Origin of the sequence: Labrys sp. (in: a-proteobacteria), assembly GCF_047605565.1 — a bacterium.
In the GTDB taxonomy this organism is placed as follows: domain Bacteria; phylum Pseudomonadota; class Alphaproteobacteria; order Rhizobiales; family Labraceae; genus Labrys; species Labrys neptuniae.
The window spans coordinates 15,345-29,122 of the sequence record NZ_JASGFM010000023.1; the positions used below are offsets into that span (position 1 = coordinate 15,345).

General features: G+C 63.4%; 14 protein-coding genes. 6 read left to right on the forward strand and 8 right to left on the reverse strand.

The window, feature by feature from the left end:
* Window positions 1-212: 212 nt before the first annotated feature.
* The 6 genes from QM672_RS19665 to QM672_RS19690 form a co-directional block, all read right to left on the reverse strand.
* Window positions 213-1,109 (reverse strand): NAD-dependent epimerase/dehydratase family protein, encoded by an 897-nt coding sequence (locus QM672_RS19665; RefSeq protein WP_415084592.1) that lies wholly within the window; start codon window positions 1,107-1,109, stop codon window positions 213-215.
* Between the two features lie 145 nt (window positions 1,110-1,254).
* Complete coding sequence (locus QM672_RS19670; protein WP_311940131.1) at window positions 1,255-1,488, reverse strand: DUF2160 family membrane protein; 234 nt, start codon at window positions 1,486-1,488, stop codon at window positions 1,255-1,257.
* Between the two features lie 4 nt (window positions 1,489-1,492).
* Window positions 1,493-2,329, reverse strand: coding sequence for a carbohydrate ABC transporter permease (locus tag QM672_RS19675; protein ID WP_068295726.1), 837 nt, complete (start codon window positions 2,327-2,329; stop codon window positions 1,493-1,495).
* Entirely contained in the window at window positions 2,329-3,210 is an 882-nt protein-coding gene (locus tag QM672_RS19680; protein ID WP_311940129.1) for a sugar ABC transporter permease, read from the reverse strand. The genes QM672_RS19675 and QM672_RS19680 overlap by 1 nt, the downstream gene beginning before the upstream one ends.
* A gap of 285 nt (window positions 3,211-3,495) precedes the next feature.
* Entirely contained in the window at window positions 3,496-4,929 is a 1,434-nt protein-coding gene (locus QM672_RS19685) for an ABC transporter substrate-binding protein (protein ID WP_068295730.1), read from the reverse strand.
* 258 nt (window positions 4,930-5,187) lie between these two features.
* A complete protein-coding gene (locus QM672_RS19690) occupies window positions 5,188-6,123 on the reverse strand; it encodes a pirin family protein (RefSeq protein WP_367625405.1) in 936 nt (311 codons plus the stop codon).
* Between the two features lie 219 nt (window positions 6,124-6,342).
* Here QM672_RS19690 and QM672_RS19695 point away from each other — a divergent pair, with 219 nt between their 5' ends.
* The 3 genes from QM672_RS19695 to QM672_RS19705 all read left to right on the forward strand — a co-directional run bounded on the left by QM672_RS19695 (window position 6,343) and on the right by QM672_RS19705 (window position 9,383).
* A complete protein-coding gene (locus QM672_RS19695) occupies window positions 6,343-7,902 on the forward strand; it encodes a VOC family protein (RefSeq protein ID WP_415084597.1) in 1,560 nt (519 codons plus the stop codon).
* Complete coding sequence (locus QM672_RS19700) at window positions 7,895-8,224, forward strand: GNAT family N-acetyltransferase (protein WP_149252071.1); 330 nt, start codon at window positions 7,895-7,897, stop codon at window positions 8,222-8,224. Before QM672_RS19695 ends, QM672_RS19700 begins: the two co-directional genes overlap by 8 nt.
* Before the next feature lie 136 nt (window positions 8,225-8,360).
* The gene (locus QM672_RS19705) at window positions 8,361-9,383 is read left to right on the forward strand and encodes a hypothetical protein (protein ID WP_415084599.1); all 1,023 of its coding nucleotides are present in this window, start codon (window positions 8,361-8,363) and stop codon (window positions 9,381-9,383) included.
* A gap of 21 nt (window positions 9,384-9,404) precedes the next feature.
* Here QM672_RS19705 and QM672_RS19710 read toward each other — a convergent pair whose 3' ends face one another.
* Entirely contained in the window at window positions 9,405-9,776 is a 372-nt protein-coding gene (locus tag QM672_RS19710) for a cupin domain-containing protein (RefSeq protein WP_311940118.1), read from the reverse strand.
* Between the two features lie 176 nt (window positions 9,777-9,952).
* A complete protein-coding gene (locus QM672_RS19715) occupies window positions 9,953-10,897 on the reverse strand; it encodes a ring-cleaving dioxygenase (RefSeq protein WP_367625408.1) in 945 nt (314 codons plus the stop codon).
* A gap of 169 nt (window positions 10,898-11,066) precedes the next feature.
* Here QM672_RS19715 and QM672_RS19720 point away from each other — a divergent pair, with 169 nt between their 5' ends.
* From QM672_RS19720 to QM672_RS19730, 3 genes are all read left to right on the forward strand, one after another.
* A complete protein-coding gene (locus QM672_RS19720; RefSeq protein ID WP_311940114.1) occupies window positions 11,067-11,987 on the forward strand; it encodes a LysR family transcriptional regulator in 921 nt (306 codons plus the stop codon).
* 28 nt (window positions 11,988-12,015) lie between these two features.
* Window positions 12,016-12,483 carry a GNAT family N-acetyltransferase gene (locus QM672_RS19725; RefSeq protein ID WP_311940113.1) on the forward strand — a complete coding sequence of 156 codons (468 nt, stop codon included), beginning with the start codon at window positions 12,016-12,018 and terminating at the stop codon, window positions 12,481-12,483.
* 81 nt (window positions 12,484-12,564) lie between these two features.
* Window positions 12,565-13,647 carry a helix-turn-helix transcriptional regulator gene (locus QM672_RS19730; protein WP_311940111.1) on the forward strand — a complete coding sequence of 361 codons (1,083 nt, stop codon included), beginning with the start codon at window positions 12,565-12,567 and terminating at the stop codon, window positions 13,645-13,647.
* The last annotated feature ends 131 nt before the right edge of the window (window positions 13,648-13,778 follow it).

Sequence of the window (13,778 nt, forward strand, 5' to 3'; positions counted from 1 at the left end):
CGTACAAGTAGGCTGGACAATCGATGCTGTCAAACACGACCGCTCATGCGGGCCGGATGGCCTGCAGCGGTCACAGCGGCGGATGACCGCTTCTGCTGAGCCATCCTTACCCGAGGGACGACAGTCGTAATTCAACTGCTGGCAAAGACGCTGGAAAATCGCCTGGACAACAGAACTTCGACTGTAACCCTATCCATGGTCCATAACAGCCTCTAGCCTTTCACGTAACGCCGCCAGGGATGCTCTTCGCGGAAACCCAGCAGCTCGCGGGCCTTCTTGTTGGACAGCAGCGTCTCGTATTCGCCGAGCGCGCCCTTGACCGGTACCTCGGGGTAGAAGCGGCGGAGCAGTTCGGCTGTCGGCAGATTGGACGAGGTCTCGTCGTTGACGGCATTGAAAACCTGGAAGCCGAGGCCCTCCTTCTCGATGGCGAGCCGGGTGATCTGGCCGAGGTCGCGCGCATCGATGTAGCTCCAGGCGATGCGCTTGCGAAAACCGGGATCGGCGAACCATTTGGGAAAGTTCTCGGTGTAGTCCTCGGGAATGATGACGTTGCCGATGCGCAGCGCGTAGATGTCGATGCCCTCGCGCAGGGCAAAGGCCCGGGCCGTCTTCTCGTTGACGACCTTGGAGAGGGCATAGCTGTCCATCGGGTCGACGTCATAGTTCTCGTCGAGCGGGAAATAGGCGGGATTGCGGTGCTCATGGGCGAAGACGACGCCATAGGTCGTCTCGCTCGAGGCAATCACGACCTTGCGGATGCCGAGCTTGGTCGCCGCTTCGATGACGTTGTAGGTGCCGAGCGCATTGACGCGGAACACCTCGTTGTCAGGCACGATCATGATGCGTGGAATGGCGGCGAAATGGACGACGGCGTCGACCTTCTGCGGACGCAGCGAGGCGTCGAACTCGTGCGTGCCCATATAGCTCGACAGCGCATTGAAGACCTGGCCGGCATCGGTGATGTCGGCAATCAGCGTGCGAACGCGCGGATCGTCCAGCGGCTTGGTGTCGATGTTGAGCACCTCATAGCCGTGATCGAGGAGATCCTTCACGACATGGCGGCCGGCCTTGCCGCTGCCGCCGGTGAACATGATGCGCTTGGCCATTGTCCGCTCCCTCATCTTGTCATCGTATTTTGTATGACAATAGTGGGAGGAAGCCGAAGCGCAAGAGCAAGATTCTACCTTAGATTTGCGCCTCGGCAGGGGGGAATTATCCTGACGGTCGGGCCAAGCATGGCCGCCATCGGCATCACCCCTTCTTGATGATCACATAGCCGAGCACCAGCGAGATCGCGGTGGCGACATAGATCGAGAGCGACTGCTCGACGAAGCGCATCCAGAACAGATGGATGGCGATCAAGAGGACCACGGCGATGAAGCCGCGGTCGAAGCCGTTGGTGTGGATCGGCAGGAAGCCGGTCTTTTCGACGGGAGGCTTTTCGAGCTCTTCGTCCTGCTTGTCGAGATTGGCGAACTGGTTCATGGCCTCATCCCTTCACGGCGCCGAAGGTCAGGCCGGCGACGATATGGCGCTGAACCACGCCGAGGATCACCAGGGCGGGGATCAGCGTCAGCATGGCGGTGGCGGCAAGCTGGCCCCAATTGGTGCCGGTGACGGAGACATATTCTGCAAGCAGCGTGGTGATGGTGCGGGCCTCCACGCTGGTGAGGGTGGCGGCCAGGAGATATTCGTTCCAGGCGAAGATCCAGGTGAGGATCATGGTGACGGCGAGGCCCGGCCGGGCGAGCGGATAGATCACCTTGGCGAGAAGCTGGAAGGTCGAGGCGCCGTCGATGGTGGCGGCCTCGTCGAGTTCCTGCGGGATGGAATCGAGCACCGGCCGCAGCGTCCACACGGCGAAGGGCAGGTTGAACACGCAATAGAGCAGGACGAGGCCGATGCGCGTATCGAACAGTTTCCAGTCGCCGACGACGAAGACCTGCGTGTAGAGCAGGAACAAAGGCAGCAGGAACACCGCCGGCGGGGCCATGCGGTTGGTGATGGTCCAGAAGAAGACGTTCTCCTTGCCGACCAGCTTGTAGCGCGTCAGCGCATAGGTGGCGAGGAAGCCGAGCAGGGTCACAAGAAAGGCATTGGAGGTGGCGACGATGACCGAATTCAACATGTATTTCTGCAGGTTCGGGTCGGTCAGGGCGTTGGCGTAGTTGTCCGGGAAGAAGGAAGTCAACAGGAAGCTCGGCCGGCCGAAGAGCTCGACGCGGCTCTTGGCCGAGACCACGAACAGCCAGTAGATCGGCGCCAGCGTGATCAGGCTGAGCACGATCCAGAGCAACAGGCTGACGAAGACATTGGGCTTGCGCATCACTCGGGCCTCCTGAGGTCGCGGCGGGCCACCAGGGCCGAATAGAGCAGCCAGCACATCACGATGGTGAGGTAGAGGACCAGCACGGACATGGCGCCGCCATAGCCGTAGTCCTTCTTGGGAAACACCACGCGGAAGATATAGAGGCCGACGAAGCGGGTGGCATCGCCAGGGCCCCCGGAGGTCAGCATGAAGATCTCGTCGAAGGTGCGCAACGCATCCATCAGGCGGATGAACACGGTGGCGAGAATGGCCGGCTTCAGCATCGGCAAAGTGATGTGCCAGAAGATCTGGAAGCGGCTGGCGCCGTCGATCTGCGCCTGCTCGAAGGGATCCTTGGGCAGGGACGACAGGGCGGCGAGCAGGGTCAGCGTCACCAGCGGCGTCCAGTGCCAGATATCCATGATCACCACGGCGGTGAAGGCCTGGTCGGAGAAGCGGCTGATGTTGAGGTCGTAGCCGAACCAGCTTCGAAGATAGCTCGGCAACGGGCCGAGGCCGGGCGTCAGCAGCAGACGCCAGATCGCGCCCACGGCGATCGGCGCGATCACCAGCGGCAAAGTATGGATGGTACGGAAGAAGCCCTTGCCCGGGAAGTCGCGCATGAAGAGTTGGGCGAGGAAATAGCCGAGCACGATCTCGCTGACCACGGCGAAGAAGCCGAATTTCAACGTGCCCCAGATCGACTTGAGGAAGTCGGTATCGAAGACCAAGGCCCGGAAATTGTCGAGCCCGTTGAAATGCATGGTCGGATCGGCAGCGAAGCTGTTCCACTGCGTGAAGGAGACCACCATCACGTAGATGAACGGCACGACACCGAACAGAGCGAGGATGAACAGGGTGGGTGCCAGCAGCAGCCAGCCGGTTGTCGACGATCGCATGAGGGTTCCTTCACCCGCGAGGCAAGAGGGATGCCGATCTCGAAAGCTACGGCACCTCGAGCAAGTGAGCGTTCAGGCGTGAACGCTCACTTGCTCCAACTCTTTGATCCAACGTGTCTTTGCGATTTGAAGTGTCTCGTTCAAATGGCGGCCCGCTTTGGATCGATGCGGCCTTTGTCATTGCCGGGCTTGGCCCGGCAATCCAGTCCCCACCTGGCCAGTACTCACCTGGCGAAGGCACCCGGATGCCCGGGTCAAGCCCGGGCATGACAAAGGCCGACGTTCTTACTTGCGATAGCCCAGCTTCTTGAGTTCGGCTTCCGTCGTGGCCGCCATCTGGTCGAGGGCGTCGGAGGCGGAAAGGTCGCCCGTGATCGCCTTGTAGAAGATCGAGGCGGTCGCTTCACGCACCTGGGCGTGGAAGGGGTAGGGCGGGGCACCGGCAAAGAGTTTGCCGTCCTTCTTCATCAGCGAATAGTAGCCGTTCGTCTTCTCGTCCTGCGCCTTCACCTTGGGATCGTCATAGGTCGCGGTGTGGGTGATGCGCGAACCGGCGACGGCCCAATCGGCCTGGACGCTCTCCTGGGCGATATATTGCAGGAAGAGCAGGGCCGCTTCCTTGTTCTTGGAGGCATAGGAGATGCCGAAGGCACCGCCGTCATAATAGCCGATATAGCCCTTGCCGGCTTCCGCGGCCTCGATCACGCCGGGGGAGGTCGGCGGCAAGGCCACGCCGACCTTGCCCACCACCTTGGACTTGGAGGCATCGGTGGCGATCCAGGCGGCGTTCTCGCCATAGACCAGGCCCTGGGCCGCGCGGCCGGCTGCGAAGGTGGCGGCGACTTCGTCCCAGGTGCTGGCGGTGGATTCGGGCGGCGCGTCCGGCAGCAGGCTCAGCCAGTATTCCAGGGCCTTCTTGGCCTCGGGGCTGTTCATCGAGCCGCCATTGGCGACGGTGGCGGCATAGTTCTTGGAAGCGTCGATGCCCCAATTATAGACGCCGAAGGTCGGCGCGACGCTTTCGAAGAATTCGTACCAGGAGGCGGGGTGGCCGGTATTGGCCTGCACCGTCGAGCCCCACAATTCCTCGCCCTTGTCCTTGCCCCATTCGGTGAAGAAGTCGGCGATGGCCTTGTAGTCCTCATGGGTCTTGGCGGGCGCGAGATCCTTGCCGGTCTTCTTCTTGTAGGCTTCCTTCACCGCCGGATCATCGAACAGGTCCTTGCGATAGAGGTAGATCTTGATGAAGGCCTCCATCGGCACGCCGTAGAGGTCGCCCTTGTCGTCCTTGAAGTAGTTGGCGAAGCTGGTGAACTTCGCGGGATCGTAGTCGGGCGCCTTCAGCGCCGGCTTGTCGGCGAGGGTCTTGGTGATGTCGACCAGGAAGTTGCGGGCCAGATAGCTGTAGATGATGTCCTGCTCGATATAGACGAAGTCATAGACGCCGGTCTTGGCCTCCATGTCCTTGATCGCCTTGTCGTACATCTGGTCCCAGGAGGTGGCTTCGAACTCCACCTTGATGCCGGTGGCCTTGGTGAAGGCTGGGCCCAGCACGTTCTTCACATAGTTGGAGGGCGGCGTGCTCTCGGAAATGCCGTGGATGGTGACACCCTGGAGGTCCTTGGATGCGTCGGACCAGAAATCGGCATAGGCGGAGGTGGTGGCGAGCAGGACGCTGACCGTCAGTGCGGCGAGGCCGGCTCCTATCTTCCTGTACATCTGGTTTCTCCCTGGAAATGGCTTGTTTCTTATTGCCCGCGTGGCGACGGGATTGGCGCCGGAGCCACATCATAGGGGCGCCCTTCATTTTGTTGCGCATTTCCACAAACTGAGTCAATGGGCAAGGTCACGCGCAAGGTGAAGTTGTATGAAGAATCTTGCGCAAAGTCATCCCGAAAATGTGACGAACCTTCTCCATTGTGTGAAGAAGGTTCGTCGCACGCTGCCTGTCTGGGAGAATGAATGCCGTTGCCGGTCTCAATCGGGCAGAGGAATATGCTCGGCGCGATCGTCCGGTGGCAGATCGAACAGGCCCTGGCCCCAGTTCTGGGCCTGCCATTGCGCCTTGGCTTCCTCGATGCGTTCCTTCGAGGAGGCGACGAAGTTCCACCAGATATAACGTGGTCCGCCGAGGGTGGCGCCGCCCAAGATCATCAGGCGGGCGCCCCGGTCGCCGGCCGCAACCGTGATGGCGTCGCCGGGGCGGAAGACCATCATCTGCCCGGCCTCGAAATCCTGGCCGGCAATGGAGACGGAGCCTTGCGTGATGTAGAGGCCGCGATCCTCATGATTATCCGGCATGGGCAGTCTTGCGCCGGGAGAGAGGACGACGTCGCCGTAGAAGGTTTCCGAGAACATCGTCGCCGGCGCCTTCTCGCCATAGGCATTGCCGAGGATAAGCTTCACGCTGACGCCGTCGCTTTCGATCACCGGCAGAGTCTCCTTGCCGTGATGCTCGAACATCGGCGCCATGTCCTCGTGGGTTTCCGGCAGGGCGATCCAGGTCTGGATGCCGAACAGGCTGTTGGGACCGCGGCGGGCTTGCGCCGAGGTCCGTTCCGAATGGGTGACCCCGCGCCCGGCCACCATCCAGTTCAGGGCGCCGGGGTGGATGACCTGGTCGGTGCCCAGGCTGTCGCGATGGTGGAAATCGCCGCGATAGAGATAGGTGACGGTACCCAGGCCGATATGGGGATGCGGACGGACGTCGACGCCCTGGCCGGTCAGGAATTCGGCAGGCCCCGCCTGGTCGAAGAAGATGAAGGGGCCGACCATCTGGCGCTTGGGGGCGGGCAGGGCGCGGCGAACTTCGAAGCCGCCGAGATCGCGCGAACGCGGAACGATCAAGGTTTCGATCGCGTCGATGCCGATCGCGTCGGGGCAGCCGGGTGTCAGGGCGGGGTTCCAGCTCATTCGATCCTCCAGTCCACTTGGTGCTTCGGACGTTGTCGGCCGCAAGATCTCAAACTTTGCTCAGGCGGCCCATGGCTCAGCATAGGTCGGGAACTGGTCGCTCAAAACCCTTTTGCCGTTCGACAATCGAGAACGCCGATTTCGATGTCAGTGACTTGGACGAACGCAGACGATCATGCGAGTTTGGAAAACATCGACAGGAGAGAGACGGGTAGCAATATGATGGCAATGGCCGCGAGCGGGATCCACCACGTCACCTTGATGACGCGCAACGTGCAGGCGAATGTCGATTTCTATGTCGGCTTCCTCGGCCTGCGCCTGGTCAAGCGTACGGGCGGCTACGAAGATGCCCAGCAACTCCATCTCTTCTATGGCGATCGTCTCGGCTCGCCCGGCTCCATCGTCACCTTCCTCGTCTGGGAGGACGGTGCCCCCGGCCGTGTCGGCAATGGCCAGGTTTCCGAGATCGCCTTTGCGGTGCCGTCGGCCAGCATCGGCGACTGGATGACGCGGGCCCTCAGCCATGGCGTGCCGATGACGGGGCCGTCGCAGGAATTCGGCGAATCCGTACTGCGGCTCAAGGATCCCGACGGCGTCATCGTCAAGCTGGTCGGTGCCGACCTGCCATCAGCCGCGCCCTGGGGCAACGAAGCGACCGCGCCGCGGCGCTTGCGTGCGGTGACCCTGCTGACGGACCAGCCGGAGGAAACGGCGGCCTTCATCGCGCGTTTCGGCTACCGGCCCGGGCCGCGCGAGGGCAGTGTCCAGCGCCTGCTGTCGGATACGGATGCCGTCGATGTCCGCGATGCCTCGGGCTATGTGCCGGGTGTTCCCGGTACCGGCACAGCCGATCATGTCGCCTTTCGCGCGGTGGATGTGGCTGAGGTGCGCAAGCACGAGGCTGCGCTGTCGCGTCTCAATTCGTCGCCAACCAATTTCCATGATCGCAACTACTTCACCTCGCTCTATGTACGGGAGCCAAGCGGCACCTTGATCGAAGTGGCGACGGATGGTCCGGGTTTTGCCATCGACGAGGAAGCCGACCGTCTCGGCGAGCGCCTGTTCGTACCGCCCGGCGATGCCGGGCGGGCGGAGGAGCTGAAGGCCATGCTGCCGCAGTTCTCCCTGCCTGGAGAGCCGCGCCTGCCGCATCGGGATCTGCCGTTCGTGCATCGGTTCCATACGCCGGACCAGCCCGACGGCAGCACATTGGTCCTGTTGCACGGAACCGGCGGGAACGAGGCCGATCTGATGCCGCTCGCCCGACAGATCGCGCCCCATGCGACCTTGCTGGGCGTGCGTGGGCGTAGCCATGAGGAAGGCGTGCTGCGCTGGTTCTGGCGCATGGGGATGACGGAGTTCGATCAGGCCGACATCGCCTTCGAAGCGAAGGCCTTTGCGGCTTTCATTGAGGGGGCCGTTGCAGGCTATGGACTCGACCCCACCCGTCTGACCTTTCTGGGCTATTCAAACGGCGCCAATTTCATCGCCGCCGTGATGGGGCTGCATCCCGGCATCATCACGCGCGCCGTTCTGCTGCGGGCGATGCCGGTGCTCGCGGCCTTGCCGCAGGCCGATCTTGCCGGGACATCGGTCCTGATGTTGGCCGGGGCTCGGGACCCCTTCGGGCAGGAAGCGCCCCGGCTTGAGGCCTGGCTGCGGGACCAGGGCGCCGACGTCACCGCCCGCAGCATCGACACCGGCCACGAATTGTCATCCGCCGACCGGTCGGCGGCACGTCAATGGTTCGAAATCACTGAAGGAGGCCGCAATGGCTGATATCGACATTCGTCGTGAGGAACTGACCGAACCGCGTGGGCGTTATGTCGCGCGCATCGACGGGGTGGAAGGGGAGGCCGAGATCGTCTTCACCAGGCACGGAGCCGGCCTGATCAGTGCCGATCATACCGGTGCCCCCGAGACGATGCGCGGCACCGGCGCTGCCGCGGCTCTGGTGGCCTACATGGTGGAGGACGCCCGCAGGGACGGCTTTCGCATCCTGCCGCTCTGCCCCTATGTGCGGGCGCAATACCGCAAGCACCCCGACTGGGCCGACGTGATGACGCTGGCGCCGGGCGAGGACCCGCCGGCGACGGCGTAGCTATACTGTTCTTATTCTTGTCTTATTCTTGGCGAAAGATCTAACGGAACTGCTCAAGCCGGGGCGATCGGATCTGGCCTGATTGCCTCCCGAACGCAGTTGCGGCACCGTGCGGGGATCGCACCTCGAGGTCGTCATGCAGTCTCCCGATGCAATCGCTACGCACGCCTATTTCGGACAGGTCACGGCGGATGGGTGGGATCTCATCTTCCATCCGCCTGCCAATCGCTCCGACGTCGCCTATAGGGCGGGGTATATGTGCCATCCGACCCGTGAGCATTACGAGGCGCTCCTGCCACGCCTGCCGGCCTTCGAAGCTTTCTGCCGCAATCTGGAAGAGAATGACCGGCGCGTTCGCCAACATTTTCGCTCCTGGCCCCCCTCCGCAGGAGCGTTCGAGCTCGTCTGTGCCATGATGGGCGGTGACGATGAGTTGCTTCCATCCTCGCTGACGCCTTACCCCTATGATCAGCGGCCCTTCGCCCTGCAATATCGCGCGATTGACCAAGCAGTCTGGGAGTTTGCCGGCATCCCTTGGTGGCCACCGGTTTTCGCCGCTCTTTTCGATGCCACCGGAAATTTCTCGGGGATCGAGTACCAGGTCGAACAGGCGATGCGCGACCTGCCGGATTCAATCGCACCGTCTCGATGGGAGGCGGGATATCGGCATTCCTTTTTCGGGCGACGCAAGCTGTCGGATTTTTCGCGCCTGGTAACGCCGATGGTTGCCGGGCGCAAAGTTCCGTTCGATCTTTTCATGACCAAGAAAACCATGGCTGCCTTCGAGCCGGAGCATCTGGATCCGTTCGTACCCCTGGTCGAGAAATTGGACAGGTTGGATGCCGGCGTGCGGTCTGGCTTTCCCGAGGCTTTGCGCATGGAATGGCTGGAGGAGCGTTTCACCTATGGTACCCCGACCCTGCGCCGGGCTCTCGATCAGATCTTTCCCGATGCAGCCGATCCTGGTGCCGTCTCGCCGCAGGCCTTTGCCGCGGCACTCGTTCTCAAGCGTGGATGTTTTTCACTTTCGCCCGAGAAAAGCGGCGGCGCGGCACTGACCCTCGACTATTCGATCCTGCCGGCCCGCAACGACAATGAATTGTTCGCAACCAAGTTTTCGCTCGATGGCGAGTTGCTTGACGTCGTGATCGAGAGTTGAGGGAGAGTGCCCGTTGCGATCTCAGGCCCAGACGTCGTTCTGGGCCGTGCGCTCGCCGCCTTCATGGCCGGTGTTGAGGGTGCCGCGCGGTTCGATCAGCAGGAGATGGACCTCGCTTTCTGCATAGGGCTTGTGCTCCAGGCCCTTGGGCACCACGGCCATCTCGCCCGGGCCGATGACAACTGCACCATGGCGAAAATCGATGCGCAGGCGGCCGCTGAGGACGATGAAGGTCTCATCCGTTTCAGGATGGTCGTGCCAGATGAAATCCCCCTCGATGCGCACCAGCTTGAACTGGTAGTCGTTCATCTCGGCAATGACGCGGGGCTGCCAGAGATCGCCGATCTTTGAGATCTTCTCGGCGAAGTTGATCGCTTTGGGCGTGGTTTCCATGGTGCCTTGCTCCGTTCTCGAATGATGCGACTTATGGAGCCTGCCGCGGCTGCGATCTTGAACGATTGTGCGCTTCTGCCGCGGTGCGGTTTCAAGGCTTGTCTCCAACAAAAAACCAGCGCCGGGGGATACCCGGCGCTGGCCTTGCGTTGGTTGGGCTATGTTCGTGGCCGATACTACAGGGACTGCAGACCGGCTTCGATGGCGGCGCGGCGGCCTTCGAGGAAAGGCGGCAGCGACAGGCGCTCGCCCAGGCTCTCCAGCGGCTCGTCGACGGCGAAACCGGGGCCATCGGTGGCGATCTCGAAGAGATTGCCGCCGGGCTCGCGGAAGTAGAGCGAGCGGAAGTAGTAGCGTTCCACTTCGCCCGAGCTCGGAATGCCGAACTGGCCGAGCCGTTCGGTCCAGGCATGGATTCCCGCGACGTCCGGGGTGCGGAAGGCGACGTGATGTACGGCGCCGGCGCCCTGGCGGGCAGTGCCGAGCCCCGGCTGCACGGCGACATGCAACTCGGCAGCGGCACCGCCTTCGCCCATGCGGTAGACATGCACTCGGCCCTCGCCGTCGGGCGAAGCATAGTCGCGCTCCTCCTTCATGTTGAGCACGCGGGTGAGGACGGCATCCGTGGGCTCCTTCTTCGGCACCGAGATGGTGATCGGGCCAAGGCCCCTGATCTGGTGTTCAGTCGGTACGGGGCTGCGGCTCCAGGGGTGCAGGGCGCCGTTGCCGCCATCGTCCACCAGCCGGAAACGCTGGCCCTCCGGATCCTCGAATTCAAGGCTGGCGCGACCGTCGATCAGGCCGACGTCGCCGGCGGTTACGCCCAGATCCTTCAGGCGGGCCGCCCAATAATTCAGGCTGTCCTCGCCGGAGACGCGCAGGCCCGTGCGGCTGATCGAATGGGTGCCGCGGCGTTCGGGTGCCACCGGCCAGTCGAAGAAGGTGAGGTCGCTGCCGGGCGTGGCCTCGCCGTCGGCATAGAAGAGATGATAGGCGCTGGTGTCGTCCTGGTTGACGGTTTTCTTGACCAGCCTCAGGCCAAGCGTGTCGGTGTAGAAGCGCTTGTTGCCGGGTGCGTTCGCGGTGATCGCGGTGAGATGATGAATGCCGGTGAGCTGCATGGCAGTCTCCTTCGTGTTGCGTTGCCCGGAATATCGGCGCGAACGGCTCGGCCGTGTAGCGTGATACTTGCACACGCCGCGTTCGAAGATTTCGAACGATTGGGGTTGGAAAGGCGGGGCTGACGGGGTAGGCAGAGGTGGGCCCGGCCCACCGATTTGGACGCTCGCCATGAAATGGACCATCGACGAGATCAAGACCTTCCTGGATGTGATGGAGACCGGCACGGTGTCCGGCGCGGCGGCGCGGGCGAACCTGTCGAAATCGGTGGTCAGCAAGCGCATCGCCGATCTCGAGCTGGCCCTGGGCGCGCCGTTGTTCCAGCGCCATGCCGGGCGCATCCTGCCCAACGAGACGGCGAGCGAACTGGCGGTACGGCTAAGGCCGGCCCTCGCTGAGATGACCAACGCCGTCGAGAGCGTGGCCTGGGGCATGGCGGGCCTGCGCGGTTCGCTCGCCATCTCGGCGCCGATGAGCTTCGGCATCCGCCATCTCAGCCCCTTGCTGGCTGCCTTCGCCCTGCGGCACCCCGATCTGGAACTGGTGGTCGACTATGAGGATCGCTTCGTCGATCTGGTGCGCGGCGGCTTCGACCTTGCCGTGCGCATCGGCCAGATGTCGGATTCCGGCCTGATCGCCCGCAAACTCTGCGACGATCCGCGCGTCGTCTGCGCGAGCCCCGACTATCTGGAGCGCCGGGGGGCGCCGAAGGATCTCGCCGACCTGCCCAATCATGCCGCTATCGGCTATCGCAACCTGCAGGCGACGCAGGTCTGGCAATTGGCCGATGGCTCGGGCGGTGTCGTCGGCGTGCCGATGCGCGGCCGCATTGCCGCCAACAATGGCGAGGTGATGCGCGACATGGCGATTGCCGGCCTTGGGCTGGCCCTGCTGCCGATGTTCATTGCCCATGAGGCCCTGGCCGATGGTCGCCTCGTCGCCCTGCTGCCCGGCAACCCGCCGCAGCCTTTGCCGATCGCCGCGGTCTGGCCGCCGGTCAAGCCGATGCCGCGCAAGCTGCGGGCCATCGTCGACCACCTGGTCGAGGGCTTCGGTGAGGTGCCCGACTGGCTGCGCGGGCCCGCGCGATGATACCGGTTCTCTGCCCGCGGATGTGCCGATGCCGATAGAACGATATGACGGCCCGCGCGACGCCCTGCTGGCGCTGTTCGCCCTCGCCGATGATTCACCGGTTCAGATCGCCTCCTATATCGGGCTGGGCGATGTGCTGGTGGCCCGCCGGGAAGGCATCATCATCGGCCACGCCCAGATCGTCGCCACCGATGAGCCAGACGTGCTCGAGCTCAAGAGCCTGGCGGTGCTGGCCGAGCACCGCGGCACGGGGATCGGGTGCGAACTGGTCGAAGCGGCCATCGCGTTTGCCCGGGATCAGAGCGCTCTGTCGCTGGTCGTCTCGACGGCGACGGCCGATATCGGCAATCTGCGCTTCTACCAGCGCCGGGGCTTTCGCATGACCCGAATCGTGCCGGATGCCTTCCGGCCGGAAACGGGTTACCCCGACGGCATCATGATCGATGGTATAGTCCTACGTGATCAGGTGTTTTTCGAGTTGAAACTTGCGGATTGAGGGAGAGAAATCGATATTTTCTTGGTGAATTGACGGCGTGATCTGGAATAATGCAGGCGTTGCTTTCGAGAGGAAGCCGTCATGGATCAGCAACTGGTCGATCGGATCTACGAATGTGCCTTCGTGCCGGAACAATGGCCGGACACGCTGGACACGCTTTCACGCATGACGGCGGGGGCAGGCGGCAGCCTCTATGTCTTCGGCAAGGATGCCACCATGCTCACGGCCTCGCCCGACGCACGGGAGAGGGCCAAGGCCGCTCTGGCCGGCGGCTTCGCCCAGCGCGGCCATGGGCTGAGCCGGGTGTTGGCATCCTCGCGGGCCGGTTTCATCACCGAGCGGGACATCATGACCGAGATCGAGCTCGAGCAGGAGCCGCTCTATCGTGATTTCTGGCGTCCCTCGGGCATCGGCTCGATGATCGTGACCACGGTGGAGCTGCCGACCCGGGAAATGCTGCTGCTCCTGTTCACGCGCTGGCTCGCCCAGGGGCCGGCCGAGCGGGCCTTGGTCGATCGTTTCGATATATTGCGCCCCCATCTGGCCCGCAGTGCCCTGATGACCGCACGCCTGCAACTCGAGCGGGCCCGCGCCGCCAGCCAGACCCTGGCTGCTCTCGGCCTGCCGGCGCTGGTGCTCGACCGGATGGGCAAGGTGCTGGCCGCCAACAGCCTGATCGAGGATCTCGGCGCCTTCGTGCATTGGCGCGCCTTCGACGGCGTCTCCTTCGTCGATCGGGCGGCCGACAAGCTCCTGCGCGATGCCATCGTCACCATCGACCAGCCGCATGGTGCGAGCGTGCGGTCCTTCCCGGTGCGGGGGGAGCCCGAGGCGATGGTCGCCCATATCGTGCCGATCCGCCTGAGCGCGCGCGACATTTTCGTGAGCAGCGCGGCGGCCCTGATCCTGACGCCAGTGACCGCGCCGCAGGCACCGCCGGTTGAGCTGGTGCAGTCCCTTTTCGACCTCACGCCGGCGGAGGCCCGGGTCGCGCGCAGCCTCGCGACAGGCGACAGCGTGGAGCACATCGCCCAGCATAGCGGCGTGACGCCGAACACCGTGCGCACGCAGGTGCGCGGCGTCCTGGAGAAGACCGGTTGCAGCCGCCAGGCCGAGGTGGTCGCCCTGCTGGCCGGACTGGCGCCACTGCCTCGCATGGCGTGATCCCGGCGGGGTTGATAGGTGCTTCCTCACCTCATCTTTCCGGTTGCGTTGCCCCTCACCCTAACCCTCTCCCCGTGAGGACGGGGCGAGGGGGACTTCAGCCTTGTATTTCAGGCCGAAAGTGTCTCATC

Coding starts and splice junctions, on each gene's coding strand:
- QM672_RS19665 (WP_415084592.1), bottom strand. CDS start 1,109: ATGGCCAAGCGCATCATGTTCACCGGCGGCAGCGGCAAGGCCGGCCGC.
- QM672_RS19670 (WP_311940131.1), bottom strand. CDS start 1,488: ATGAACCAGTTCGCCAATCTCGACAAGCAGGACGAAGAGCTCGAAAAG.
- QM672_RS19675 (WP_068295726.1), bottom strand. CDS start 2,329: ATGCGCAAGCCCAATGTCTTCGTCAGCCTGTTGCTCTGGATCGTGCTC.
- QM672_RS19680 (WP_311940129.1), bottom strand. CDS start 3,210: ATGCGATCGTCGACAACCGGCTGGCTGCTGCTGGCACCCACCCTGTTC.
- QM672_RS19685 (WP_068295730.1), bottom strand. CDS start 4,929: ATGTACAGGAAGATAGGAGCCGGCCTCGCCGCACTGACGGTCAGCGTC.
- QM672_RS19690 (WP_367625405.1), bottom strand. CDS start 6,123: ATGAGCTGGAACCCCGCCCTGACACCCGGCTGCCCCGACGCGATCGGC.
- QM672_RS19695 (WP_415084597.1), top strand. CDS start 6,343: ATGATGGCAATGGCCGCGAGCGGGATCCACCACGTCACCTTGATGACG.
- QM672_RS19700 (WP_149252071.1), top strand. CDS start 7,895: ATGGCTGATATCGACATTCGTCGTGAGGAACTGACCGAACCGCGTGGG.
- QM672_RS19705 (WP_415084599.1), top strand. CDS start 8,361: ATGCAGTCTCCCGATGCAATCGCTACGCACGCCTATTTCGGACAGGTC.
- QM672_RS19710 (WP_311940118.1), bottom strand. CDS start 9,776: ATGGAAACCACGCCCAAAGCGATCAACTTCGCCGAGAAGATCTCAAAG.
- QM672_RS19715 (WP_367625408.1), bottom strand. CDS start 10,897: ATGCAGCTCACCGGCATTCATCATCTCACCGCGATCACCGCGAACGCA.
- QM672_RS19720 (WP_311940114.1), top strand. CDS start 11,067: ATGAAATGGACCATCGACGAGATCAAGACCTTCCTGGATGTGATGGAG.
- QM672_RS19725 (WP_311940113.1), top strand. CDS start 12,016: ATGCCGATAGAACGATATGACGGCCCGCGCGACGCCCTGCTGGCGCTG.
- QM672_RS19730 (WP_311940111.1), top strand. CDS start 12,565: ATGGATCAGCAACTGGTCGATCGGATCTACGAATGTGCCTTCGTGCCG.